This is a genomic window from Modicisalibacter sp. (assembly GCF_055145905.1).
The window spans coordinates 39120-61085 of record NZ_JBSREH010000020.1; the positions used below are offsets into that span (position 1 = coordinate 39120).

21 protein-coding genes are annotated in these 21966 nt (G+C 67.9%); 9 read left to right on the plus strand and 12 right to left on the minus strand.

Features of this window, described 5'->3' with window-relative positions; genetic code table 11:
• Positions 1-51 precede the first annotated feature (51 nt).
• The 5 genes from denD to ltnD are packed head-to-tail and all read right to left on the minus strand — an operon-like array spanning position 52 to position 4826.
• Positions 52-1014, minus strand: coding sequence for a D-erythronate dehydrogenase (gene denD, locus ACTCB7_RS07190; RefSeq protein WP_463006126.1), 963 nt, complete (start codon positions 1012-1014; stop codon positions 52-54).
• A gap of 34 nt (positions 1015-1048) precedes the next feature.
• Positions 1049-1861 carry a 2-oxo-tetronate isomerase gene (otnI, locus tag ACTCB7_RS07195; protein WP_463006127.1) on the minus strand — a complete coding sequence of 271 codons (813 nt, stop codon included), beginning with the start codon at positions 1859-1861 and terminating at the stop codon, positions 1049-1051.
• A 30-nt stretch (positions 1862-1891) separates the two neighbouring features.
• A complete protein-coding gene (gene otnC, locus ACTCB7_RS07200; protein WP_224416217.1) occupies positions 1892-2539 on the minus strand; it encodes a 3-oxo-tetronate 4-phosphate decarboxylase in 648 nt (215 codons plus the stop codon).
• Positions 2536-3816 carry a 3-oxo-tetronate kinase gene (gene otnK / locus ACTCB7_RS07205; protein WP_463006128.1) on the minus strand — a complete coding sequence of 427 codons (1281 nt, stop codon included), beginning with the start codon at positions 3814-3816 and terminating at the stop codon, positions 2536-2538. Before otnK ends, otnC begins: the two co-directional genes overlap by 4 nt.
• Entirely contained in the window at positions 3813-4826 is a 1014-nt protein-coding gene (ltnD, locus tag ACTCB7_RS07210; RefSeq protein WP_463006129.1) for an L-threonate dehydrogenase, read from the minus strand. Before ltnD ends, otnK begins: the two co-directional genes overlap by 4 nt.
• 116 nt (positions 4827-4942) lie before the next feature.
• Between ltnD and ACTCB7_RS07215 the strand changes: the two genes are divergently transcribed.
• A complete protein-coding gene (locus ACTCB7_RS07215; protein ID WP_463006130.1) occupies positions 4943-5971 on the plus strand; it encodes a LacI family DNA-binding transcriptional regulator in 1029 nt (342 codons plus the stop codon).
• Between the two features lie 152 nt (positions 5972-6123).
• Here ACTCB7_RS07215 and ACTCB7_RS07220 read toward each other — a convergent pair whose 3' ends face one another.
• The 5 genes from ACTCB7_RS07220 to ugpB all read right to left on the minus strand — a co-directional run bounded on the left by ACTCB7_RS07220 (position 6124) and on the right by ugpB (position 11230).
• Positions 6124-6876, minus strand: coding sequence for a glycerophosphodiester phosphodiesterase family protein (locus tag ACTCB7_RS07220; protein ID WP_463006131.1), 753 nt, complete (start codon positions 6874-6876; stop codon positions 6124-6126).
• Complete coding sequence (locus ACTCB7_RS07225) at positions 6873-7991, minus strand: sn-glycerol-3-phosphate import ATP-binding protein UgpC (protein WP_163650235.1); 1119 nt, start codon at positions 7989-7991, stop codon at positions 6873-6875. The genes ACTCB7_RS07220 and ACTCB7_RS07225 overlap by 4 nt, the downstream gene beginning before the upstream one ends.
• 104 nt (positions 7992-8095) lie before the next feature.
• On the minus strand, positions 8096-8941 hold the full coding sequence (ugpE, locus tag ACTCB7_RS07230; protein ID WP_463006132.1) for a sn-glycerol-3-phosphate ABC transporter permease UgpE: 846 nt from the start codon (positions 8939-8941) through the stop codon (positions 8096-8098).
• Positions 8941-9816 (minus strand): sn-glycerol-3-phosphate ABC transporter permease UgpA, encoded by an 876-nt coding sequence (gene ugpA / locus ACTCB7_RS07235; protein ID WP_463006133.1) that lies wholly within the window; start codon positions 9814-9816, stop codon positions 8941-8943. The genes ugpE and ugpA overlap by 1 nt, the downstream gene beginning before the upstream one ends.
• 67 nt (positions 9817-9883) lie before the next feature.
• The gene (gene ugpB, locus ACTCB7_RS07240; protein ID WP_463006134.1) at positions 9884-11230 is read right to left on the minus strand and encodes a sn-glycerol-3-phosphate ABC transporter substrate-binding protein UgpB; all 1347 of its coding nucleotides are present in this window, start codon (positions 11228-11230) and stop codon (positions 9884-9886) included.
• A gap of 308 nt (positions 11231-11538) precedes the next feature.
• Between ugpB and hmgA the strand changes: the two genes are divergently transcribed.
• The 6 genes from hmgA to ACTCB7_RS07270 all read left to right on the plus strand — a co-directional run bounded on the left by hmgA (position 11539) and on the right by ACTCB7_RS07270 (position 18068).
• Positions 11539-12846: a homogentisate 1,2-dioxygenase gene (gene hmgA, locus ACTCB7_RS07245; protein WP_463006135.1), complete on the plus strand. Its 1308-nt coding sequence runs from the start codon at positions 11539-11541 to the stop codon at positions 12844-12846.
• A 34-nt stretch (positions 12847-12880) separates the two neighbouring features.
• Positions 12881-13900: a fumarylacetoacetate hydrolase family protein gene (locus tag ACTCB7_RS07250; protein ID WP_463006136.1), complete on the plus strand. Its 1020-nt coding sequence runs from the start codon at positions 12881-12883 to the stop codon at positions 13898-13900.
• A gap of 226 nt (positions 13901-14126) precedes the next feature.
• Complete coding sequence (locus tag ACTCB7_RS07255; RefSeq protein WP_463006137.1) at positions 14127-14471, plus strand: ArsR/SmtB family transcription factor; 345 nt, start codon at positions 14127-14129, stop codon at positions 14469-14471.
• The gene (arsC, locus tag ACTCB7_RS07260) at positions 14468-14878 is read left to right on the plus strand and encodes an arsenate reductase (glutaredoxin) (RefSeq protein ID WP_463006138.1); all 411 of its coding nucleotides are present in this window, start codon (positions 14468-14470) and stop codon (positions 14876-14878) included. The genes ACTCB7_RS07255 and arsC overlap by 4 nt, the downstream gene beginning before the upstream one ends.
• Before the next feature lie 16 nt (positions 14879-14894).
• Complete coding sequence (locus ACTCB7_RS07265; protein ID WP_463006139.1) at positions 14895-16205, plus strand: arsenic transporter; 1311 nt, start codon at positions 14895-14897, stop codon at positions 16203-16205.
• A 153-nt stretch (positions 16206-16358) separates the two neighbouring features.
• Positions 16359-18068 (plus strand): methyl-accepting chemotaxis protein, encoded by a 1710-nt coding sequence (locus ACTCB7_RS07270; RefSeq protein WP_463006140.1) that lies wholly within the window; start codon positions 16359-16361, stop codon positions 18066-18068.
• Positions 18069-18814: 746 nt separating this feature from the next.
• Here the strand turns inward: ACTCB7_RS07270 and ACTCB7_RS07275 are convergent.
• On the minus strand, positions 18815-19093 hold the full coding sequence (locus tag ACTCB7_RS07275) for a BrnA antitoxin family protein (RefSeq protein WP_463006141.1): 279 nt from the start codon (positions 19091-19093) through the stop codon (positions 18815-18817).
• Positions 19071-19229 (minus strand): BrnT family toxin, encoded by a 159-nt coding sequence (locus ACTCB7_RS07280; RefSeq protein ID WP_463006142.1) that lies wholly within the window; start codon positions 19227-19229, stop codon positions 19071-19073. Before ACTCB7_RS07280 ends, ACTCB7_RS07275 begins: the two co-directional genes overlap by 23 nt.
• Positions 19230-19429: 200 nt before the next feature.
• On the opposite strand from ACTCB7_RS07280, the gene ACTCB7_RS07285 reads away from it, so the two are divergent.
• Both ACTCB7_RS07285 and ACTCB7_RS07290 read left to right on the plus strand, forming a co-directional pair.
• On the plus strand, positions 19430-21409 hold the full coding sequence (locus ACTCB7_RS07285) for a type I restriction-modification system subunit M (RefSeq protein ID WP_463006143.1): 1980 nt from the start codon (positions 19430-19432) through the stop codon (positions 21407-21409).
• Positions 21406-21930 carry a restriction endonuclease subunit S gene (locus ACTCB7_RS07290; protein WP_463006144.1) on the plus strand — a complete coding sequence of 175 codons (525 nt, stop codon included), beginning with the start codon at positions 21406-21408 and terminating at the stop codon, positions 21928-21930. The genes ACTCB7_RS07285 and ACTCB7_RS07290 overlap by 4 nt, the downstream gene beginning before the upstream one ends.
• Positions 21931-21966: the final 36 nt, after the last annotated feature.

Genomic DNA, 21966 nt, shown 5'->3' on the forward strand with positions numbered 1-21966 from the left:
CTCGCCGACTTTTCGGACAAACCCCAGGAGTGGCCCCGAACGGCTCGGGGGTCAGCCACGCTCGTCCAGGAAGGCCTGGACGATCTCGTGGAAGTCGGTATCGCCCCGAAAGCCCAGGGCCTCGGCGCGACGGTTGTTGAAACGGGCCGGCCAGCTGGCGACGATGGCCTCGATGCGCGGATCGGGCTCGTGGCGCACGCGCGCAAGCGCCGCCTCGCCACTGCGTTCGCGCAGCACCTCGAGCATGGCGGCGACACTCACCGTGATGCCCGGCAGCATGAAGGCCCGATAGGGGGCCAGCGCCTCGCCGGGAAGCGTCGCGCCGTGCAGCAGCGCGTCGATGACCCGCCGCGGCGACATCACGAACAGCTCGAGATCGGTGGGCACCGGGCAGATCGCCGCCTCGCCGTTGAGCGGCTCGCGCAGGATGCTGGAGGCGAAGCTCGAGGCCGCGGCGTTCGGCCGGCCGGGACGAATGACGATGGTCGGCAGGCGCAGCACGCAGCCGTCGACCAGCCCGCGGCGGCTGTAGTCGTTGATCAACAGCTCGCACATCGCCTTCTGTGCGCCGTAGGAACTCTGCGGCGTCAGCGCCGTCATGTCGTCGAGCACCGCCGGCAGCTCGCCGCCGTAGACCGCCACCGAGCTGGCCATGATCAGCCGGGTGCTCGACAGCCCGGCCTGCCGGCAGCCCTCCAGCAGGGCGCGGGTGGCATCGAAGTTGACGTGCAGGCCCAGGTCGAGGTCCGCCTCGGCGGCCGAGCTGACCACCGCGGCGAGGTGATAGATCACCGCGGGGGCGTCGGCGAGCACGTCGTCGAGCGCCCCGGGGCGGGCGATGTCCAGCGCCCGGCAGTCCAGGGTCACGCCATCGCGCGCTTCCAGGGTCGGCGCGACCTGATCGACGAGGGTCAGGCGCGTCAGGGGCCGGCCGTTGAGGCTCCCCTGCTCGAGCAGGGCCGCGCTCAGGCGCTGGCCCAGAAAGCCGGCGGCGCCGGTGATCAGAACGTGCATCGTGGTACCTCGATTCCTCGTGTTGTCGTTGTCGTCAGTCGACGTTCGGGGCGCCGGTGGTCAGCCCGTAGGCCGCGCCCCAGCCCAGCCCGGCGCGGGTCTCGCCCGCCGGACGGTACTCGCAGCCGATCCAGCCGTCGTAGCCCAGCGCCTCGAGCCGCGCGAACAGCGCCGGATAGTGGATCTCGCCGACATCCGGCTCGTGGCGACCGGGCACCCCGGCGATCTGCACGTGGCCGATCCGCGGGAACTGGGCCTCCAGCGCGGCGGTGAGGTTCCCCTCGCTCATCTGGCAGTGATAGAGGTCGAACTGGACGCGCAGGTTGGCCGCGCCGACCTGTTCGAGAATCTCGCGGGCCTGGGCCTGACGGTTCAGGAAGTAGCCCGGCATGTCGTGCTCGTTGATCGGCTCGATGAGCAGGGTGCGCCCCGCCTTGGCCAGTTCGGCGGCGGCATGGCGCAGGTTGGCGATATAGGTCGCCCGGTGTGCCTCGCGGGTCGCCGCATCGGCCTCCGCCGGCACCACGCCGGCCATGGCGTGCAGGCGCGGGCAGTCCAGCGCCTCGGCGTAGCGCAGCGCCTCGTCGACGCTGTCGCGGAACTCCGCCTCGCGCCCGGGCAAACTGGCCAGGCCGCGCTCACCGGCCGCCCAGTCGCCCGGCGGCAGGTTGAACAGCACCTGCGTCAGGCCGTGGTCGTCGAGCGCCCGGCGCAGCTCGCGCGGCTCGAAGGCATAGGGAAAGAGGTATTCGACCCCGCGGAAGCCGGACTCGGCGGCGGCCGCGAAGCGCGCGAGAAAGTCCCGCTCGGTGAACAGCATGCTGAGATTGGCGGCGAAACGAAGCATCGTGTCTCCTCGTGACGAAAACCGGCCGGGTCAGTCCCGGGGGAAGCGCGCCTCGAGGGCGGCGACCTGGTCCGGGGTCAGCGTGCGGGGGTTGTGCCCGCGCAGCAGCAGGTAGAGCTTGGCGGTTTCCTCGAGCTCCTCGGTGGCGTACACCGCCGCTTCCAGCGACTTGCCCGCCACCACCGGGCCGTGGTTGGCCAGCAGCACCGCGCTGTGGCGACCGGCCAGACCCTTCACCGCGTCGCCCAGCGCGGCGTCGCCGGGCATGTGATAGGGCACCAGCGGCAGCCGGCCCACGCGCATCACGTAGTAGGCGGTCAGTGGCGGCAGGCAGTCGTCGTGATCGATCTCGGGCAGGCACGACACCGCCACCGAATGGGTGGAGTGCAGGTGGACGATGGCACCGGACTGCGGGCGCTCGGCGTACATCGCCATGTGCAGGAAGCTTTCCTTGGTGGGCCTGTCGCCGTCGAGGCAGTTGCCCTCGCCGTCCAGCCGCGAGATGCGGGCCGGATCGAGCCGGCCGAGGCAGGCATTGGTGGGCGTCATCAACCAGCCGCCGTCGTCGGTGCGCACGCTGATGTTGCCGCTCGAGCCCATGGTCAGGCCGCGGTCGAACAGCGAGCGGCCGAGGGTGGCGATCTGCTCGCGCAGGCGATTGTCGTCGTGGCGGCTCATGACAGCACCTCGAAGGCTCGCGTGAAGAAGTCGGTGCCGCCGAAGTTGCCCGACTTGAGCGCCACGGACAGCGGCGCCTCGCGCCCGGCGACGGCGGTCTGCATCCAGGGCACGCCGGGGTCGATCTGCTCGCCGATGCGCAGGGTCTCCACGCCCAGCGCCGAGATCACCGCCCCGGAGGTCTCGCCGCCGGCGACCACCAGCCGCCCCACGCCCTCGGCCACCAGCCGCCGCGCCAGCTCGGCCAGCGCGCGCTCGACCAGCTCGCCGGCCCGCACCACGCCGAGACACTGCTGGGCGGCGCGCACCTGCTCCGGCGCCGCCGAGGCGGCGATCAGCACCGGGCGCGTCGCGCTCAGGCGCTCGCGGGCGAAGTCGAGCGCCGCCTCGAGGGTGGTATCCCCCTCGGCCAGGGCCAGCGGATCGAGCTCGAAGACGGCGTGGTCGTGGCGGAAATGCGCGATCTGGGCGAGCGTGGCCCGCGAGCAGCTGCCGGCCAGCACCAGCGCCGCGCCCTCGGCGGGCGCCAGGCGCCCGGCATCGTCGATCGGCGCCAGCCAGCCACGCCGGCGGTAGACCTCGGGCAGGCTCTGGCCCAGCCCCGAGCCGCCGGTGACCAGGGCATGATCGGCCACCGCCTCGGCCAGCACGGCCAGGTCGTGCTCGTCGAGAGCATCGCAGATCACGTGACGCACGCCTTCATTGGCCAGCGCGCCCAGCCGCTCCCCGGCCGCCGCCGCCCCGCGGGACAGGGTGGCATGGGCGAGCAGCCCCACCGGATGCGGGGTCTGCCGCCCCAGCACGCGCACCAGGTCGGCATCGGTCATGGGGTTGAGCGGATGGTGCTCCATGCCGCTTTCGTTGAGCAGGCGATCGCCGACGAACAGGTGGCCCTGATAGACGGTGCGAGCGTTGACGGGAAACGCCGGCACCATCACCGTCTGCGACGCCCCCAGACGCTCGATCAGCGCATCGGCGACCGGGCCGATATTGCCGGCATCCGTGGAGTCGAACGTCGAGCAGTACTTGAAGAAGATCTGCCGGGCACCCAGCCCGCGCAGCCAGTCGAGCGCGGCCTGCGAGGTCTCGACGGCCTGCTCCGCCGGGCAGGAGCGCGACTTCAGCGCCACCACCACGGCGTCGACATCGCCGACATCCAGCGGCTCGCACGGCACGCCGATGGTCTGCACGCAGCGCATGCCGGCCCGGACCAGGTTGTTGGCCAGGTCGCTGGCGCCGGTGAAGTCGTCGGCGATCGCGCCCAGCACCACGCTCATGACGGCGCCTCCGCGTCGTTGGCGGCTGTCGGCAGGTCGAGCCCGGCGAGACGCTGGTAGACCTTGATCACCGCCGCGTCGTCCTCGCGGCCATAGCCCGCGCCGCTGGCGGCGGTGAACTGCTGCAGGGCGCTGGCGGCCAGCGGCGTGGGGAACGTCAGCTCGCGTCCGGTCTGGTGCACCAGGTTGAGATCCTTGACGAAGATGTCGACGGCGGAGAGCGGCGTGTAGTCGCCCTCGAGGATGTGCGGCACGCGATTCTCGAACATCCAGGAGTTGCCCGCCGAGCGGGTGATCACCCCGTAGAGTGCCTCGGGATCGATGCCCATGCGGATCCCCAGCGCCATGGCCTCGGCGGCGGCGGCGATGTGCACGCCGGCGAGCAGCTGGTTGACCAGCTTGACCCGCGAGCCCATGCCTGCGGCGTCACCGAGGCGGTGCACCGTCTCGGCCATGGCGTCCAGCACCGGCGCGGCGCGCTCGAAGGCCTCGGCGCTGCCCGAGGCCATCACCGACAGCCGCCCCTGGCGCGACTTGGCGGCCCCGCCGCTGATCGGCGCGTCCAGCAGGAGCAGGCCCGCCGCGTCCAGCCGCGCCCCCAGTGACTCGGCATAGCTCGGTGCCACCGTGGCGCACTGGATCACCAGACCCGTGCGACCCGGCGCGGCCGTCAGCCCCGCCTCGCCGAACAGCACCGACTCGACCTGATCGGCGTTGACCACCACCACGACCACCACGTCGCAGTGCTCGCCCAGCTCGCGAGGGGTATCGACGCAGCGACCGCCGGCGGTCACGAAGGCCTCCCGGGCGGCGGCGGAGACGTCGCAGCCGATCACCGGCAGCCCCGCTTCCTGCATGGCCAGGGCGGTTCCCAGCCCCATGGCCCCCAGGCCGATGACACCGACGGTAACCGGTTGTGGATGAGACACTCGCGACCTCCTCGTGCTGGGCGCCGGCCACCGCGAAACGGGTTCGGGGCTGTCGACGCGGTTCAATGTTAGCGCTAACATCCATTGTTAGATGAGCCGTTCCGCAGGCACAAGTGCGTTTGCGCCCGGCACGACCAATGTCTAAGCATTGACGGTCGCCCTACCCTCCCCCTGCCGCACAGGAGATCGCTCCGGTCATGGCCGACACCTCGTCCCGCCGCCCCCGCCGGCGCGCCAAGCAGCCCACCATCGCCGAGGTGGCCCGGGAGGCCGGTGTCTCGGCGATCACCGTCTCGCGCGTGCTCAACACGCCCGAGTCCGTGCGCGAGACCACCCGCCGCCGGGTCGAGGCGGCCATCGAGACGGTCGGCTACGTGCCCAACCGTCTCGCCGGCAGCCTGGCCTCGGCGCAGTCGCGCTTCATCGCGGTGATCGTGCCGTCGCTGTCCAACATCGTGTTCACCGAGGTGATCCAGGGGCTGCAGGCCACCTTCGAGGCGCGCGGCTACCAGATCCTGCTCGGCAACACCGACTACGACCTGCAGCGCGAGGACCAGCTGGTCGGCACCTTCCTCGGCTGGTCGCCCGCTGCCCTGGTCATCACCGGCCTGCGCCACAGCGAGGTCTGCGGGCGGCGCCTGCGCCAGTGGGAGGGGCCGATCGTCGAGATCATGGAGCTGGGCACGGCGATCGACCTCAACGTCGGCCTCGACCACCTCAAGGCGGGGCGCTGCATGGCCGGTCATCTGCGCGAGCGCGGCTATCGCCGCGTGGTCTACGTGGGCGCGCAGATGGCGCGCGACTATCGCGCCCGGCTGCGCTACGAGGGGCATTGCGAGGTGCTGGCCGCGGCGGGACTCGAGGCGCCGCTGCTGGACATGGATCAACTGGGGCAGTTCGAGACCGGCGCCCGGGCCCTGGATCAGGTACTCGCGACGCACCCCGAAACCGAGGCCATCCACTTCGCCAACGACGACCTGGCCACCGGCGCCCTGCTCCACGCCAACCGCCTCGGCATCGCGGTACCGCAGCGTATCGCCATCGCCGGCTTCAACGGCCTGGCGATCGGCCAGCACGTGACGCCGCGGCTGACCAGCATCGCCTCGCCCCGGGAGCTGATCGGCCGCCGTGCCGCCCAGGCGGTGCTGGCGCGGCTCGACGGCGAGGCTACCGTCGACGGCCCGCTCGACGTGGGCTTTACGCTGATGGCCGGCGAGAGTACCTGAGGCTTAATACGAAAACTGCCTGCGCTCGGTAATACGGCGTTAAAAATCGGCTCAAAGTACTCATTTACAGCGCGTAAACTGCGTCTTTTTCACCAATTTTTGCCTTGTCTTACCTTCGCTCGCCGACTTTTCGTACAAACCCTGAAGCCCGCTCAGGCCGGATGGGCGCCGAAGCGCGCCGGGTCGTCGCTGATCACGGCATCCACGCCCCATTCCGAGCAGGGCGCGAAGGCCGCGGGGTCGTTGGCGGTGTAGCACACCAGATGCAGGCCCGCGGCCTTCACCGCCGCGGCATCGTCGCGGGTGAGCCGCTGCCAGTCGAGGTTGATGCTGAAGGCGTCGAGGCTGCGGCAGCGCGCCAGCCAGCCGTCGGGCAGCGCCTCGGCGAGCCAGCCCAGCACGGCCTCGGGATGGTCGCGACGGACCTGGGCCAGCAGGGTGTCGTCGAACGAGGAGATCAGCAGCCGCTCGGGCGGCAGGGCCGCCAGGGCACGTCCCGCCACCGCGGCCAGGGCGGTGGCGTCGTGGCCGGGGCTGAGCTTGAGCTCGAGGTTGAGGCCCATGCCGTGCTCGGCGAGCCGCGCCAGGGCGTCATCGAGGCTGGCCATGCGCTCCCCGGCGAAGCGCGCGTCGAACCAGCGCCCCACGTCGAGCCCCTGGGCGGCGACCCAGTCCAGCTCGCGCAGCCGGGCGTGGCCGTCGGAGCAGCGGCTCACGTCGGCGTCGTGCCAGATCACCGGCATGCCGTCGCCGAGGCGCTGCACGTCCAGCTCGACCCAGCGGCAGCCCGCGGCGTGGGCGGCATCGATGGCAGACAGGGTGTTTTCGGGCGCTCGTGCGGCATAGCCGCGATGGGCGATGATCGCCGGCAGGTCCGGCGTCGGGCGATGGGGTGACATGCTCATCCTCGGGCTCCGGTGACGGGCGTGGCGTGGTGGGCCTCGATGCGGCGGTCGTCGTCGCCGAACAGGTGGCAGCGCTCGGGCGACAGCCACAGCCGCAGGACGCTGCCCTCGCCGGCGGCGTGCTCGCCGTGCAGGCGCACCACCAGCAGTTCGTCGAGGCCCTCCATGCGGGCATAGGCCAGGGTATCGGCGCCCAGCGGCTCGATCATTTCCACCGTGGCCCGGATGACTGCGCCCGCGTCCGTCGTCGCGTCGCCCTCGTCGAGGGCGACGAGATGCTCGGGGCGCACCCCCAGCGTCAGTTCGCTGCCGGACTCCAGCCCGGTGGCCAGCGCCAGCTCTCCGCCATCGGGCAGCCGCAGGCGCTCGCCGTGGACCGTCACCGGCAGGAAGTTCATCGCCGGCGAGCCGATGAAGCCGGCGACGAAGCGGGTCGCCGGGCGTTCGTAAAGTGCCATCGGCGTGCCGCACTGCTCGACCCGGCCGGCGTTCATCACCACCAGCCGGTCGGCCAGTGTCATCGCTTCGGTCTGGTCGTGGGTCACGTAGACCGAGGTGACCTTGAGCCGCTTCTGCAGGCGCCGGATCTCCAGACGCATCTGCACGCGCAACTTGGCGTCGAGGTTGGACAGCGGCTCGTCGAACAGGAACACCTGGGGCTCGCGGACGATCGCCCGGCCCATGGCCACGCGCTGACGCTGGCCGCCCGAGAGCTGGCGCGGGCGGCGGTCGAGCAGCGCGCCGAGATCGAGCAGCTCGGCGGTGGCATTGACCCGGCGGCGGATGTCGTCCTTGGGCACACCGCGGTTCTTGAGCCCGTAGGCCATGTTGTCGAACACGCTCATGTGCGGATAGAGCGCGTAGTTCTGGAAGACCATGGCGATGTCGCGCTCGGCGGGTTCCAGCTCGTTGACACGCCGCTCGTTGATGGTCAGTTCGCCCGAGGTGATCGATTCCAGCCCGGCCAGGGTGCGCAGCAGGGTCGACTTGCCGCAGCCCGAGGGGCCGACGATCACGATCAGCTCGCCGTCCTCGACGGCCAGGTCGACCCCGTGCAGGGCGACGAAGCCGTTGGCGTAGCGTTTCTGGAGGGCGCTCAGTTGCAGGGTTGCCATAACAGTTGTCTCGTCAGCATTCTTCGAGGGCGCCCGGGCGTTGCACGAAAACGGCCTGCGCTCGCCGGTTTTCGTACAAAGCACCTCGCACCCGTAGTAACCGCTTACTTTTCCGTCTCGACCAGGCCTTTGACGAAGTAGCGCTGCATCAGCAGGATCACCAGCACCGGCGGCCCCATGGCCAGCATCGCGGTGGCCGTGACGTCCTGCCAGGGCACCAGGGCGTCGCCGGTGGTCAGCAGCCGCTTGAGGCTCACCACCACGGTCAGGTAGTCGGCGTTGGTGGTGATCAGCAGCGGCCACAGGTACTGGTTCCAGCCGTAGATGAACATGATCACGAACAGCGCGGCGATGTTGGTCTTCGACAGCGGCAGCAGGATGTCGCGCAGGAAGCGCCAGGGGCCGGCGCCGTCGATGCGCGCGGCCTCGACCAGCTCCGGCGGAATGGTCAGGTAGAACTGGCGCAGCAGGAAGGTCGCCGTGGCGCTGGCGATCAGCGGCAGGATCAGGCCGGGATAGCTGTCGAGCAGGTGCAGGTCGGCGACCACCTCGTAGGTGGGCAGGATGCGCACCTCCACCGGCAGCATCAGGGTGATGAAGATCAGCCAGAAGCACAGCCGCCGCAGCGGGAAGCGGAAGAACACGATGGCGTAGGCGGCCAGCAAGGAGATGGCGATCTTGCCCACGGCGATGCCCAGCGCCATCACCATCGAGTTGGCGAGCAGCCGCAGCACGTCGGTGCCCAGGCCGCCCACCGGGTCGTGGATCAGCCGCGCGTAGTTGGACAGTCCGGCGTCGCCCACCCACAGCGGCGCGACGTTGGCGTAGAGGTCGCTCATGGAGTGGGTGCTGGCGGTGAAGGCCAGCCACACCGGCAGGAAGAACAGGCCGCAACCCACGGCCAGCAGCAGGTGGCTGGCCAGATCCAGCCCGGGTCGTTGGTAGCGCATCAGTACTGGACTCGACGTTCGACGAAACGGAACTGGATCAGCGTCAGCAGACCCACGAGGATCATCAGCAGCACCGACTGGGCGGCGCTCGCCCCGAGGTCCTGGCCGATGAAGCCATCCTGGTAGACCTTGTAGACCAGGGTGGTGGTGGCACCGCCCGGACCGCCGCCGGTGACGGTGTCGATGGTGCCGAAGGTCTCGAAGAAGGCGTAGACGCTGTTCATCACCAGCAGGAAGAAGCTGGTCGGCGACAGCAGCGGGAAGGTCACCGTCCAGAAGCGCCGCCAGGGGCCGGCGCCGTCGATGGCGGCCGCCTCCAGCAGGCTCTTGGGGATGGCCTGAAGCCCGGCCAGGAAGAACACGAAGTTGTAGCTCATCTGCTTCCAGATCGAGGCCAGGATCACCAGCAGCAGCGCCTGACCGCCGTCGAGGTTGTGGTTCCAGTCGATGCCCAGCGCCTTGAGCGCGGCACTCACCAGCCCCAGGGTCGGGTCGAAGAGGAACAGCCACAGCACGCCGGCCACCGCCGGCGCCACGGCATAGGGCCAGATCAGCAGCGTCTTGTAGGCGTTGGCGCCCTTGAGGACGCGGTCGGCCTGCACCGCCAGCAGCAGGGCGATGGCCATGGCGCCCAGCGCCACCGACAGCGAGAAGACCACGGTGGTGCCTAGGGCCTGGTAGTAGTCGGGCTCCTGCAGCACGGCGATGAAGTTGGCCAGCCCGGCGAACTGCCGCGACAGGCCGAAGGCGTCCTCGACATAGAAGGCCTGCTCGACCGCCTGCAGCGCCGGCCAGAAGAAGAACACCCCTACGATGATCAGCTGCGGCGCCATCAGCAGCCAGGGGGTGAAGCGATAACGTTGAAAGTGGGTCATTCAGGGTCTCCGCAACGCACGCCGGCCCGCCACCGGCTCACGGTGGCGGGCCGGTCCTGCCGGGCAATCAGCTGTTGGCGCGCTGGAACTTCGCCAGCAGTGCATTGCCCTTCTCGGCGGCCTCGTCGAGCCCCGCCTGGGGACTGACGTCGCCGGAGAAGATCTTCTCCAGGGCCTCGTTGATCACGTCGCGGATCTGCACCATGTTGCCCAGCCGTAGCCCCTTGGAGTTCTCGGTGGGCGCGGAGCCGGTCATCTGCTTGATCGCCACGTCGGTGCCCGGGTTCTTGTCATAGAACCCCTGCTCGCGGGTCAGCTTGGCGGCCGCGGTGGTGATCGGCAGGTAGCCGGTGAACTGGTGCCAGTCGGCCTGCACCTCGGGCGAGGAGAGGTACTTGAAGAACGCCGCGACGCCTTCCTTCTGCGCCTCGCTGGCGCCGTTGAGCACCCACAGCGAGGCGCCGCCGATGATGGTGTTGTTGGGGGTGTCGACGACATCGGCGTCGTAGGGCAGCGGGGCGACGGCGAAGTTGAAGTCGGCGTTGTCACGCACCCCGGCGTAGGAGGCCGAGGAGCCCATCATCATCGCGCACTCGCCGGAATAGAACTTGGGCGCCGCCTCGTCCTTGCGGCCGCCGTAGACGAAGCGCCCGTCCTCCTGCCACTGGTCGAGACGCTGGATATGGTCGACCACCGCGGTCTTGTTGAACTGCAGGCGGGCGTCCAGCCCCTTGAAGCCGTTGGCCTCGCTGGCGAAGGGAATGTCGTTGCGCGCCGAGTAGTTCTCGAGCATCACCCAGGAGGGCCAGGTGGTGGTCAGGCCGCACTCCGCGGCGCCGGAATCGACCACCTTCTCGAGCGCCTTGCCGAGCCCCTGCCAGGTCGTCGGCACCTCGTCGACCCCGGCCTTGTCGAGGATGTCGCGGTTGACGTAGGTCACCGGCGTGGAGGAGTTGAACGGCAGCGAGAGCATCTTGCCGTCGGTGGTGGTGTAGTAGCCGGCGACCGCCGGCAGGTAGGCGTTCGGATCGAAGTCGGCGTTGGCGTCCGCCATCAGCTGGTAGACCGGCACGATGGCGCCCTTGGCATGCATCATGGTCGCGGTGCCCACCTCGTAGATCTGCACGATCTGCGGGGCCTTGCCGGCGCGGAAGGCGGCAATCGCCGAGGTCATGGTTTCGGTGTAGTTGCCCTTGAAGACCGGATTGACGACGTACTCGTCCTGGCTGGCGTTGAAGTCGGCGGCGATCTCGTTGACCTTCTTGCCGAGCGCGCCACCCATGGCGTGCCACCATTCGATCTGTGTTTCGGCCTGGGCCGAGCCCATGCTCAAGAGTGTCGCGGCCAGGGTACCGGCCAGCCCCAGGGCGGGACGGCGCCACGCGCGGGGGGAAGTCAACAGCGAACGAGACATGCAAGGCTCCTGTAAAGATTGGGGTCGTCGGACACGGGGTATCCGTACCGCGACTCGCTGACCGAACGATCAGGTATTGTTATCGGTTATGCGTCGTTCGAAAGACGACGGCGATCTTAAAGGTGGCCGTGTTTCAAAATCCTGACCATTAGATGTTCGTTTGATGACACCCCGGTGCCTGCGGTTTTCGATTGCGCGCCTCGCACACGCAGTCCTTGACCGCAGCCCCCACTTCTCTCTACGATTTAGTTTCAAATGAAACTAACAACACCCACGGTCACACCGCGACCGGTCGAGAGAGGTCCACGATGCGCCCTGCTCATCCTTCCTATCAGAGCGGTTTCGCCAACCACCATGCCAGCGAGGCCCTGCCGGGCGCCCTCCCCGAGGGCCAGAATTCGCCGCAGCGCTGCCCCTACGGCCTGTACGCCGAGCAGCTCTCGGGCTCGGCGTTCACCGCGCCGCGCCATCGCAACCTGCGCAGCTGGCTGTATCGCATTCGCCCGTCGGTGGTGCAGGGCGCCTACCGCCCGCTGGCCGAGAGCGACTGGGTCACGGCGCCCTCGGCGGATGCCGCCGCCGACCCCAACCAGATGCGCTGGGACCCGCGGCCGCTGCCCGAGGGCGGTGTCGACTTCATCGACGGCCTGCTGACCCTGGCCGTCAATGGCGACGCCAGCGCCCAGCAGGGCTGCGGCGTACACGTCTACGCCATCAACCGCAGCATGGAACAGCGCTTCCTCTATGACGCCGACGGCGAGCTGCTGATCGTGCCCCAGCAGGGCACCCTGCGGCTGCGCACCGAACTCGGCGAGCTGCTCGTCGCGCCCGGCGAGATCGGCCTGATCCCGCGCGGCGTCAAGTTCCAGGTTCGCCTCGAGAACGCCACCGCGGCGCGCGGCTACGTCTGCGAGAACTACGGCGCGCCCTTCGAGCTGCCCGGCCTGGGGCCGATCGGCGCCAATGGCCTGGCCAATCCGCGCGACTTCCTGGCCCCGGTGGCGGCCTACGAGGACATCGACGGTGACTTCGAGCTCGTCGCCCGGTTCGCCGGCCGGCTGTGGGCGACGCGCCTTGCGCACTCGCCGCTCGACGTGGTGGCCTGGCACGGCAATGTCGCGCCCTGCAAGTACGACCTCGCGCGCTTCAACACCCTCAACACGGTCAGCTTCGACCATCCGGATCCGTCGATCTTCACCGTGCTGACCTCGCCCTCGGACACCCCGGGGACGGCCAACATCGACTTCGTGATCTTCCCGCCGCGCTGGATGGTCGCCGAGGACACCTTCCGCCCGCCCTACTTCCATCGCAACCTGATGAGCGAGTTCATGGGCCTGGTCCACGGCGAGTACGACGCCAAGGCGGACGGCTTCCTGCCCGGCGGCGCCAGCCTGCACAACGCCATGTCGCCCCACGGGCCCGACGCCGAGACGTTCGAGAAGGCCAGCCACGCCGAGCTCGCGCCGCAGTACCAGGGCGATACCCTGGCGTTCATGTTCGAAAGCCGCTACGTCTTCCGGACCACGTCCGCCGCGCGACAGGCGCCGTTCCGCCAGACCGACTACGTCGATGTCTGGGCGGGGCTGGCCTCGCACTTCACCCCGGAACAACGCTGAGTTCGCCTTCCCGACGACAACCAAGGATCGACCCATGAAACTCGCTTCGCTCAAGCATGGCCGCGACGGCCAACTGGTGGTGGTCTCCCGTGACCTGACGCGCGCCGTGCGCGTGCCGCAGATCGCCGCCACCCTGCAGCAGGCCATCGAGGACTGGGACACCCTGGCCCCGCGGCTCGAGGCCGTCTATGCCGAGCTCAACGCCGGCCGAGCCGACGAGGCCTTCGACCTGGACATGAGCGCGCTGCATTCGCCGCTGCCGCGCAGCTACCACTGGGCCGATGGCTCGGCGTACCTCAATCACGTCCAGCTGGTGCGCCAGGCGCGTGGCGCCGAGATGCCCGAGACCTTCTGGACCGACCCGCTGATGTACCAGGGCGGCGGCGACAGTTTCCTGGCGCCCACCGAGGACATCGAGGCGGTCAGCGAGGAGCACGGCATCGACCTGGAAGGCGAGATCGCGGTGATCACCGACGACGTGCCCATGGCGGTGACGCCGGAACAGGCCGCCGGGCACATCAAGCTGATCATGCTGGTCAACGACGTCAGCCTGCGCGGCCTGATCCCCGGCGAGCTGGCCAAGGGCTTCGGCTTCTTCCAGGCCAAGCCGGCGTCGAGCTTCTCGCCGATCGCCGTGACCCCCGACGAGCTGGGGGACGCCTGGCGCGACGGCCGGGTCCATCGGCCGCTGACCGTGCACCTCAACGGCGAGACGTTCGGCGAGCCCGAGGCCGGACCGGACATGATCTTCAACTTTCCCCAGCTCGTCGCCCACGCCGCGCGGACCCGCCGTCTCGAGGCCGGCGCGATCATCGGCTCGGGCACCGTCTCCAACCCCGGCGAGGACGGCGGCCCCGGCAAGCCGATCGCCGAGGGCGGCGTCGGCTACAGCTGCCTGGCCGAGGTGCGCATGGTCGAGAAAATCCTCCACGGCGAGATGAAGACCCCTTTCCTGCGCTTCGGCGACCGGGTACGCATCGAGATGTTCGACCGCGAGGGCAACAGCCTCTTCGGCGCCATCGACCAGAAGGTCGTGCCCTACTCGGCGGCGTGACGCGCTAGCCTCCCAGCTCCGCACGCGGCCGCCGTCGATACGGTGGCCGCGCCTCTTTGCACCATTCAGCGATAATGTCGCGCCGGTTCGGATCGACGCCGCCATCCCCGGGCTAGTGCAGATAGCTCTCCTCTCCAGCCGGCCCCTGCGCCCTCGTCAAAGCCCACTGCGATTACTTTGGTCGCCATCCCTTGCGCCTATCCATCATGTCTGTAATTCTCGACATATGGACGATAAAACCCTCATCAAGACCTTCACGGCGCTTTCCCAGCCCACCCGGCTGGCGGCCTTCCGGCTGCTGGTCCGCCATGAACCGGACGGCCTGCCCGCCGGCGAGATCGCCCGGCGGCTGGACGTGCCCCACAACACCCTGTCCACCCACCTGGGCGTGCTGTCACGCGCCGGCCTGGTGATCGCGCAGCGCCGCAGCCGATCGATCGTCTACCGCGCCGACCTGGCCGCGATGCGCGACACGCTCGGCTTCCTGGTCAACGACTGCTGCGCCGGCCGCCCCGAGCTGTGCGAGGCCCTGCAACCCGCCTGCCCCACCGATACGGAGACCCCGTCATGATCAGCGTGATCTACCACAACCCGGACTGCGGCACGTCGCGCAATACGCTGGCGATGATGCGCCAGTCCGGCGAGGAGCCCCATGTCATCGAGTACCTGAAGACGCCACCTTCGCGGGCGAAGTTGCGTGAGCTGCTCGCGGCGATGGGCATGGCCCCGCGGGAACTGCTGCGCCGCAAGGGCACGCTCTACGCCGAACTGGGTCTGGATGACCCGGCGCTGACCGACGAGCAGCTGATCGACGCCATGCTGGCGCACCCCCTCCTGATCAACCGCCCCATCGTGGTGACGGAAAAGGGAACCCGCCTGTGCCGGCCGTCGGAAACGGTCCTCGAGCTGCTGCCCGGCCCCGTGGCGACTTTCACCAAGGAGGATGGGGAGGTCGTGCGCCATTCTCCCGCCCCCTGATTCCCCGGAGACACGCATGCTGGCTTTCGCCATCTTTCTGATCACGCTGGTGCTGGTCATCTGGCAGCCCCGGGGGCTGGGCATCGGCTGGAGTGCACTGGGCGGCGCCGCGGTAGCCCTGGCCACCGGGGTCGTCGACTGGGCCGATGTGGGCATCGTCTGGCACATCGTCTGGGATGCCACCTTCACCTTCGTGGCGCTGATCATCATCTCGCTGATCCTCGACGAGGCCGGATTCTTCGCCTGGGCGGCGCTGCACATCGCCCGCTGGGGCAACGGCCGGGGGCGCCGGCTGTTCCCGCTGATCGTGGTGCTCGGGGCGCTGATCTCGGCGGTGTTCGCCAACGACGGCACAGCGCTGCTGCTGACGCCGATCGTCGTCGCCATCCTGGCACGGCTCGAGTTCAGCACCGGCGCCGCGCTGGCCTTCATCATCGCCACCGGCTTCGTCGCCGACTCGACCAGCCTGCCGCTGGTCATCTCGAACCTGGTCAACATCGTCAGCGCCAACTTCTTCGCGGTCGGCTTCACGCGCTACGCCCAGGTGATGGTACCGGTCGACCTGGTCTCGCTGGCCGCCACCCTGCTGGTGCTGGGCGGGTACTTTCGCCGCGAGATCCCCCGGACCTACGACGTCGAACGGCTCGAGGCCCCGGCGCAGGCGATCCGCGACCGGCAGGTCTTCCGTGCGGCCTTCCCGCTGCTGGCCGTGCTGCTGGTCGCGCTGTTCCTGACCACCCGCTGGCAGCTGCCATTTTCCGTGATCATGGGCACAGCGGCCCTGGTGCTGATCGCCATCGCCGGACGCTGGTTCACGCCGGGCCATGCCCACGTCATCCCCCTCGGCCGGGTACTGCGCAACGCGCCCTGGCAGATCGTGCTGTTCTCGCTGGGGATGTACCTGGTGGTCTACGGGTTGGGCAACGCCTGGCTCACCGCCGGCGCATCGCGGGTACTCAGCTGGCTCGGCGGCCAGGGCGAGCTGGTGGCGACCGTGGGCACCGGTTTCCTCTCGGCACTGCTCGCCTCGCTGATGAACAACATGCCCTCGACCCTGGTGGGCGCGTTGGCCATCGACCAGGCGGCGGTATCGGACACCACCCGGGAGCTGATGGTCTACGCCAACGTCATCGGCAACGACCTGGGGCCCAAGTTCACGCCCATCGGCAGCCTGGCCACCCTGCTGTGGCTGCACGTGCTGGCCGGCAAGGGCTATCGCATCGGCTGGGGCCAGTACATGAAGGTGGGGCTGATCATCACCCCGCCGGTACTGCTGGCCGCCCTGCTCGCGCTGGCGTTCTGGCTGCCCGCCGTCACGGCGCCCTGAACCGCCGCACCGGGCCGGACGCCGCGTCCGGCCCGCCCTGTCATCGTTCTGTTACCTGTTTCTTACATACTCGGCGCCACCGTCCGGCGCCGGCTCGAGGCCGGCTTCCTTGAAACGGCCACCAGAGCCGCACCGACGCAGGGTAGGAACACCATGAAAACGATGACGTTGCGCACCGGCATGATCGGCATGCTGCTGCTCTTCACGCTGCTGCTCATGCTGGTCGGCGGCGCCGGCTACGTCGCGCTGAGCCGCGCCAAGACCTCCTTCGACACCCTCGACCGCCTGAACGTCCACCAGATCGGCGCCGCCGAGCGCGCCAAGACCTCCTTCGACACCCTCGACCGCCTGAACGTCCACCAGATCGGCGCCGCCGAGCGCGCCTACGGCGCCCTGATGAGCACGCGCCTGCAGCTCGACACCTTCCAGACCCTCTACAACCGCCTCAAGGTCAAGCAGTCGCAGCAGGCCTGGGACAAGGCCGAGGCCGAGCTCACCCGAGCGAAGGCGGCACTGGCGCATTTCGACGCCACTGCGGCGAGCGGCGACGAGAAGGCGCTGCTCGAGACCACGCAACAGGCCTTCCAGGCGCTGATCGCCGAGGGCATCAAGCCTTCCTTCACCGCCCTCGACGCCTGGGACATGGCGGCCTATACCCAGGCCAAGCTGACGGCCAACCGGCTGACCGGCCGGCTGGATGACGCCCTGCAGCAGCTCACCGGTTACGCCAGAGGCCACGGAGCCCGCGCGGCGGCGGACATGGCCCGCAGCGTGACGTGGATGCGCCTGGGCATGCCCGCCACGCTGGGCCTGGCCATGCTGCTGGTCGGGCTGAGCTTCATCGCCATGCAACGCGCCCTGTTCCGCCGCCTGACCCAGGCCCGGCAGCACTTCGAGCGCATCGCCGACGGCGAACTGGCCACCCCGGTCGAGACCGGCCGCCCCGACGAGATCGGTCGCCTGTTCGACGCGCTGGACCGGATGCAGGCAGCGCTGCGCCAGACGGTGACCACGATGGCGGCGAGCAGCGACGGCGTCCGCGACAGCGCCGGCGCCCTGGCGGAAACCAGCGACGCCCTCGCTACCCGGGCCGAACGCCAGGCCGGTGCCGTCCAGCAGACCACGGCGAGCATGCAGGCGCTGACCACCACGGTCGACAGCAACACTGCCCATGCCGAACAGGGGCTCGCGCTGTCCCGGCAGGCCGTGCAGGTCATCGAACAGGGCGGACAGCAGACCCGCGAGGCGATCGCCGCGATGCACGAGGCCACGCAGCGCTCGGACCAGGCCTTCACGATCATCGCGATGATCGACGACATCGCCTTCCAGACCAACCTGCTGGCACTGAACGCCTCGGTGGAAGCGGCGCGTGCCGGCGAGCGGGGCCGCGGATTCGCGGTGGTGGCCGGCGAGGTGCGCAACCTGGCCCAGCGCTGCGGTTCGGCGGCCGGCGACATTCGCCGCCTGATCGAGGACACCCACACCTTCGTGGACCGCGGCACCCGGCGCATCGAGACAGCGGGCAGCACCATGGAAGAGGTCGAGAGCGTGGGCCAGCGCATCACCTCGCGGCTCGAGGCAATCGCCCAGGGCTCGCGGGAACAGAGCCACGGCATCGGCGAGATCCACCGGGCGATCGCCGAGATCGACGAGACCACGCGCAACAACGCCGACCTCGCCCAGCACGCCGTCACCGCCGCCCACGCGCTGTATCAGCAGTCCGAGCGGCTCGACGACTACGTGTCGCGGTTCACCACGACGCCGGTAGCCGAACCGCAGGAAGGGGCGGCGCCCGCGTTGGCTGCCCGCCCCGTCGATACACCCACCGTCATGCACGAGCGCGACACCGCCTGCGCGGCATAAGCGGAAACCGCGCAGGCGAGGATAGGGGATTCACGATCCAGAAACCCTCTTGCACCAGCCACGGACGGGATGCGGCTATTTCCAGGGTTTTGTAGTCAATATCCTACAAATAAGCATAACGCAGGTTATGTAGAGACCAAGTTGGCTTTGGCAAGATGAGCCCCGTTGGGCAGGAAGCCCAACTCAGGGAAGAACGGGCCAGGATGGCTCAGGTAGCCAAGGATGCGCGGACAGGATGTTCGCGGTAGCACCAGGGACGCGCGGGCTGGAAGCCTGCGAAAGGTAAGCAAGGAAGGCGGCGCTCGAAGCGCTTGAGGAAAGCCCGGCCCCAGCCCAGGGGGGCCGGGCTTTCTTTATCGCATACTCCCACCGGCAACCCTGCCTCCGAGACATCCTTTCCCGCACGGCGAATTGCGACCCTGGCTCCCTTTTGGCCAGTGATATACGAATCTGCATGACGGCTGCGAAGATCATCGCATCGCTCAAGTACCGTCGATTGGCAGGATCATTTTCCGATTACCTAAAGCTATTGATTACCTTTACTTCATAGAAGTTTCGCACGCGTCGCTCAGCCTGAAAAAGACTGGCATCGAAGCTGCCAACGGTTTTTAGGATTGCGCAGTGTGGTTACCAGAGTGGTGACGGCGGGGAGGCGACAAAAGAAGAAGGGCCTGCGATTGCTCGCAGGCCCTTCCTGTATCTATCTGGCCCGCCCTATAGGATTCGAGCCACTTCTTCGCGGGACCCTACGCCTGGCCATGCTCCCTGATGTACTCGCGTAGCGCTTGGTCGATCCGGCGTTGCCAGCCCGGCCCCTGAGCCTTGAAGTGCTCCACCACATCAGGCGACAGCCGCAGAGTGATCTTCACCTTGGTCGGGGCATGTTGTAGGCCACGCTGCCCCCGTTGCCGAATGGTGCGCTGGAGATCGACAGGCAGCACATCAGACATGGAACGCATCTGCTTAACGTCCTCGTCGGTCAGCTCCCTGACTTCACCGTCCTTATCCGTCAGTCGCTTGCTCATGGCGCCTTACCTCTCGTGCATTGGCTTTGCGAAAACTGATGACCCGAATCCCGCCGTCTATCGGCGTGAAACACACCACATGAATACGCTGGCCAACCAGCCCCAGGGCAACGAAGCGCCGCTCGGGGGCAGTCATGTCGCGTGTCTTCCATGTACAGCGCCCCTTCCCAATCGAAGCGCTCGATCGTCGTGAAGCCTGGATTCATAGAATAACCGCAGCACCTGCGGTGGTGCCCTGGGCTCCCGAGGCCGGTTAGCCGGCTTGCCGTTAAGCAGCCTTGGCCCTGTATCATGGCGTTACAGCAAGGTATCTGCATCAATACCGGGGAACAGTCAGTGAGCATCGAAAGCCATTCTCAGACGGCCGCCTTCATCTGGTCCGTCGCGGACCTGCTGCGCGGCGATTTCAAGCAGTCCCAGTATGGGCGGGTGATCCTGCCGTTCACCCTGCTGCGGCGTCTGGAGTGCGTGCTGGCGCCGACCAAGGCGGCCGTGCTGGCCGCGGCCCAGGAGCACCAGACCAAGCCCGAGGCGGTGCGCGAGAAGCTGCTGCTGCGCGCGGCCGAGCAGCAGTTCTTCAACGCCTCGCCACTGACGTTGGGCACCCTCTCGGATACCCAGACCGCCGACGACCTGATGAGCTACGTGCAGGCGTTCAGCCAGGATGCCCGCGAGATCTTCGATCACTTCCACTTCGAGGACTTCGTCCAGCAGCTGGCCGCCAACGACCTGCTCTATCAGGTGGTACAGAGGGTCGCCAGCATCGACCTGAGCCCGGCGCGGATCAGCAACTACGGCATGGGGGTGATCTTCGAGGAGCTGATCCGCAAGTTCGCCGAGAGCTCCAACGAGACCGCCGGTGAGCACTTCACGCCTCGCGACATCGTGCACCTGACCACCTCGCTGGTGCTGACCGGCCAGGACGAGACCCTGCGCCCGCACCGCATCGCCACCGTCTACGACCCCACGGCGGGCACCGGCGGCTTCCTCTCCGAGAGCGACGAGTACATCCAGCAGGTCAGCGAGAACGTCACGGTGTCGCTGCACGGCCAGGAGCTGAACCCGGAGTCCTACGCCATCTGCAAGGCGGACATGCTGATCAAGGGCCAGGACGTGGCCCAGATCAAGCTCGGCAACACCCTCTCCGACGACCAGCTGCCCGCCGAGCGCTTCGACTTCATGCTCGCCAACCCGCCGTTCGGGGTCGAGTGGAAGAAGGTCCAGAAGCAGGTCACCGACGAGCACAAGCAGAAGGGCTACGACGGCCGCTTCGGTCCGGGCCTGCCGCGCGTCTCCGACGGCTCGCTGCTGTTTTTGATGCATCTGGTCAGCAAGATGCGCCGCCCCAAGGACGGCGGCTCGCGGATCGGCATCATCCTCAACGGCTCGCCCTTGTTCACCGGCGGGGCCGGCAGCGGCGAGTCCGAGATCCGCCGCTACCTGCTGCAGCACGACCTGGTCGAGGCGATCGTCGCCCTGCCCACGGACATGTTCTACAACACCGGCATCGCCACCTACGTGTGGGTGCTCTCCAACCACAAGCCGGCCGAGCGCCGCGGCAAGGTCCAGCTGATCAACGCCACCGAGCGCTACACCAAGATGCGCAAGTCGCTGGGCAGCAAGCGCCAGTACGTGACCGACCGCGACATCGACGAGATCGTACGCTGCTACGGCGCCTTCCAGGAAACCGAGGAGAGCAAGATCTTCCCGGTGGAGGCCTTCGGCTACCGGCGCATCACCGTCGAGCGCCCGCTGCGCCTCAACTTCCAGGCGAGCCCCGAGCGCCTGGCCCGGCTCGATGACGAGAAGCCGCTCCAGAAGCTTCCGGAGGCCGAGCGCGAGGCAGTCAAGGCCGCCTGCGCCACCCTGAACGCCGAGAGCCGCTACACCAACCGGGACGCCTTCACCAAGGACCTGAAGGCCGCGCTGAAGCCCACCGGCCTCAAGGTCGGCGCCCCGGTCCTCAAGGCCGTCCTCAATGCCCTGTCCGAGCGCGACAGTGAAGCCGACATCTGCACCGACAAGAAGGGCAACCCGGAGCCCGACAGCGGCCTGCGTGACAACGAGAACGTGCCGCTGGACGAGTCGGTATTCGACTACTTTGCGCGCGAGGTGACTCCCCACGTGCCCGACGCCTGGATCGACGAGGACAAGCGCGACGAGCTGGACGGCCGCATCGGCATCGTCGGTTTCGAGATCCCGTTCAACCGGCACTTCTACACCTTCGAGCCGCCGCGCCCGCTGGAGGCCATCGACGCCGACCTCAAGGCCTGCACCGACCGGATCAAGCAGATGATCGAGGAGCTGTCGGCATGAGCTTTCCGCAATACCCCGAGTACAAGGACTCCGGCGTCGAGTGGCTGGGCGAGGTGCCGGCACACTGGCAAGTTCAAAAGATTGCTTGGCATGTGCCGTTTTCCGTTGGGTGGACGCCATCATCAGGAAAAGACGAATACTATGATGGCGACAACTTGTGGGTCACCATTGCGGACTTGAATGTGTCAAATGTGAATGACACCAAGTCTAAAATTAGCAACTTGGCCGTAAAGGATCGAGGAGGGAAGTTGGTCCCGGCTGGCAGCATGCTATTTTCTTTCAAGCTGACTGTAGGGTCTGTCGCGTTCCTCGAAAAGCCTGCCTATACAAATGAAGCTATTGCTGCTTTTGAGCCAAACAGCAACCTTGACTTAAGGTACTGGAGCTATGCTGCTCCCATTTTTATACCCAAGTTTGGAAGGAATAACATTTATGGGGCGCTCCTTCTTAATCAAGAGCCTGAATCCGTGAGACCGGCCCCCAGGAATGCTTCTAACCTACTGAACTGCATGGCAATATAGCGAATATCGCCATTCACCCAGATAGTGCCATGCCCA

Excerpts from the sequence above, each read along its gene's own strand:
- ACTCB7_RS07280 (WP_463006142.1), bottom strand. The coding sequence starts at position 19,229 with ATGACTGCCCCCGAGCGGCGCTTCGTTGCCCTGGGGCTGGTTGGCCAG.
- ACTCB7_RS07250 (WP_463006136.1), top strand. The coding sequence starts at position 12,881 with ATGAAACTCGCTTCGCTCAAGCATGGCCGCGACGGCCAACTGGTGGTG.
- otnI (WP_463006127.1), bottom strand. The coding sequence starts at position 1,861 with ATGCTTCGTTTCGCCGCCAATCTCAGCATGCTGTTCACCGAGCGGGAC.
- otnK (WP_463006128.1), bottom strand. The coding sequence starts at position 3,816 with ATGAGCGTGGTGCTGGGCGCGATCGCCGACGACTTCACCGGCGCCAGC.
- denD (WP_463006126.1), bottom strand. The coding sequence starts at position 1,014 with ATGCACGTTCTGATCACCGGCGCCGCCGGCTTTCTGGGCCAGCGCCTG.
- ACTCB7_RS07290 (WP_463006144.1), top strand. The coding sequence starts at position 21,406 with ATGAGCTTTCCGCAATACCCCGAGTACAAGGACTCCGGCGTCGAGTGG.
- ACTCB7_RS07275 (WP_463006141.1), bottom strand. The coding sequence starts at position 19,093 with ATGAGCAAGCGACTGACGGATAAGGACGGTGAAGTCAGGGAGCTGACC.
- ugpE (WP_463006132.1), bottom strand. The coding sequence starts at position 8,941 with ATGCGCTACCAACGACCCGGGCTGGATCTGGCCAGCCACCTGCTGCTG.
- ltnD (WP_463006129.1), bottom strand. The coding sequence starts at position 4,826 with ATGTTAGCGCTAACATTGAACCGCGTCGACAGCCCCGAACCCGTTTCG.
- ACTCB7_RS07225 (WP_163650235.1), bottom strand. The coding sequence starts at position 7,991 with ATGGCAACCCTGCAACTGAGCGCCCTCCAGAAACGCTACGCCAACGGC.
- ACTCB7_RS07255 (WP_463006137.1), top strand. The coding sequence starts at position 14,127 with ATGGACGATAAAACCCTCATCAAGACCTTCACGGCGCTTTCCCAGCCC.
- ACTCB7_RS07265 (WP_463006139.1), top strand. The coding sequence starts at position 14,895 with ATGCTGGCTTTCGCCATCTTTCTGATCACGCTGGTGCTGGTCATCTGG.
- ACTCB7_RS07270 (WP_463006140.1), top strand. The coding sequence starts at position 16,359 with ATGAAAACGATGACGTTGCGCACCGGCATGATCGGCATGCTGCTGCTC.
- ACTCB7_RS07215 (WP_463006130.1), top strand. The coding sequence starts at position 4,943 with ATGGCCGACACCTCGTCCCGCCGCCCCCGCCGGCGCGCCAAGCAGCCC.
- ugpB (WP_463006134.1), bottom strand. The coding sequence starts at position 11,230 with ATGTCTCGTTCGCTGTTGACTTCCCCCCGCGCGTGGCGCCGTCCCGCC.
- ugpA (WP_463006133.1), bottom strand. The coding sequence starts at position 9,816 with ATGACCCACTTTCAACGTTATCGCTTCACCCCCTGGCTGCTGATGGCG.
- ACTCB7_RS07220 (WP_463006131.1), bottom strand. The coding sequence starts at position 6,876 with ATGAGCATGTCACCCCATCGCCCGACGCCGGACCTGCCGGCGATCATC.
- arsC (WP_463006138.1), top strand. The coding sequence starts at position 14,468 with ATGATCAGCGTGATCTACCACAACCCGGACTGCGGCACGTCGCGCAAT.
- otnC (WP_224416217.1), bottom strand. The coding sequence starts at position 2,539 with ATGAGCCGCCACGACGACAATCGCCTGCGCGAGCAGATCGCCACCCTC.
- hmgA (WP_463006135.1), top strand. The coding sequence starts at position 11,539 with ATGCGCCCTGCTCATCCTTCCTATCAGAGCGGTTTCGCCAACCACCAT.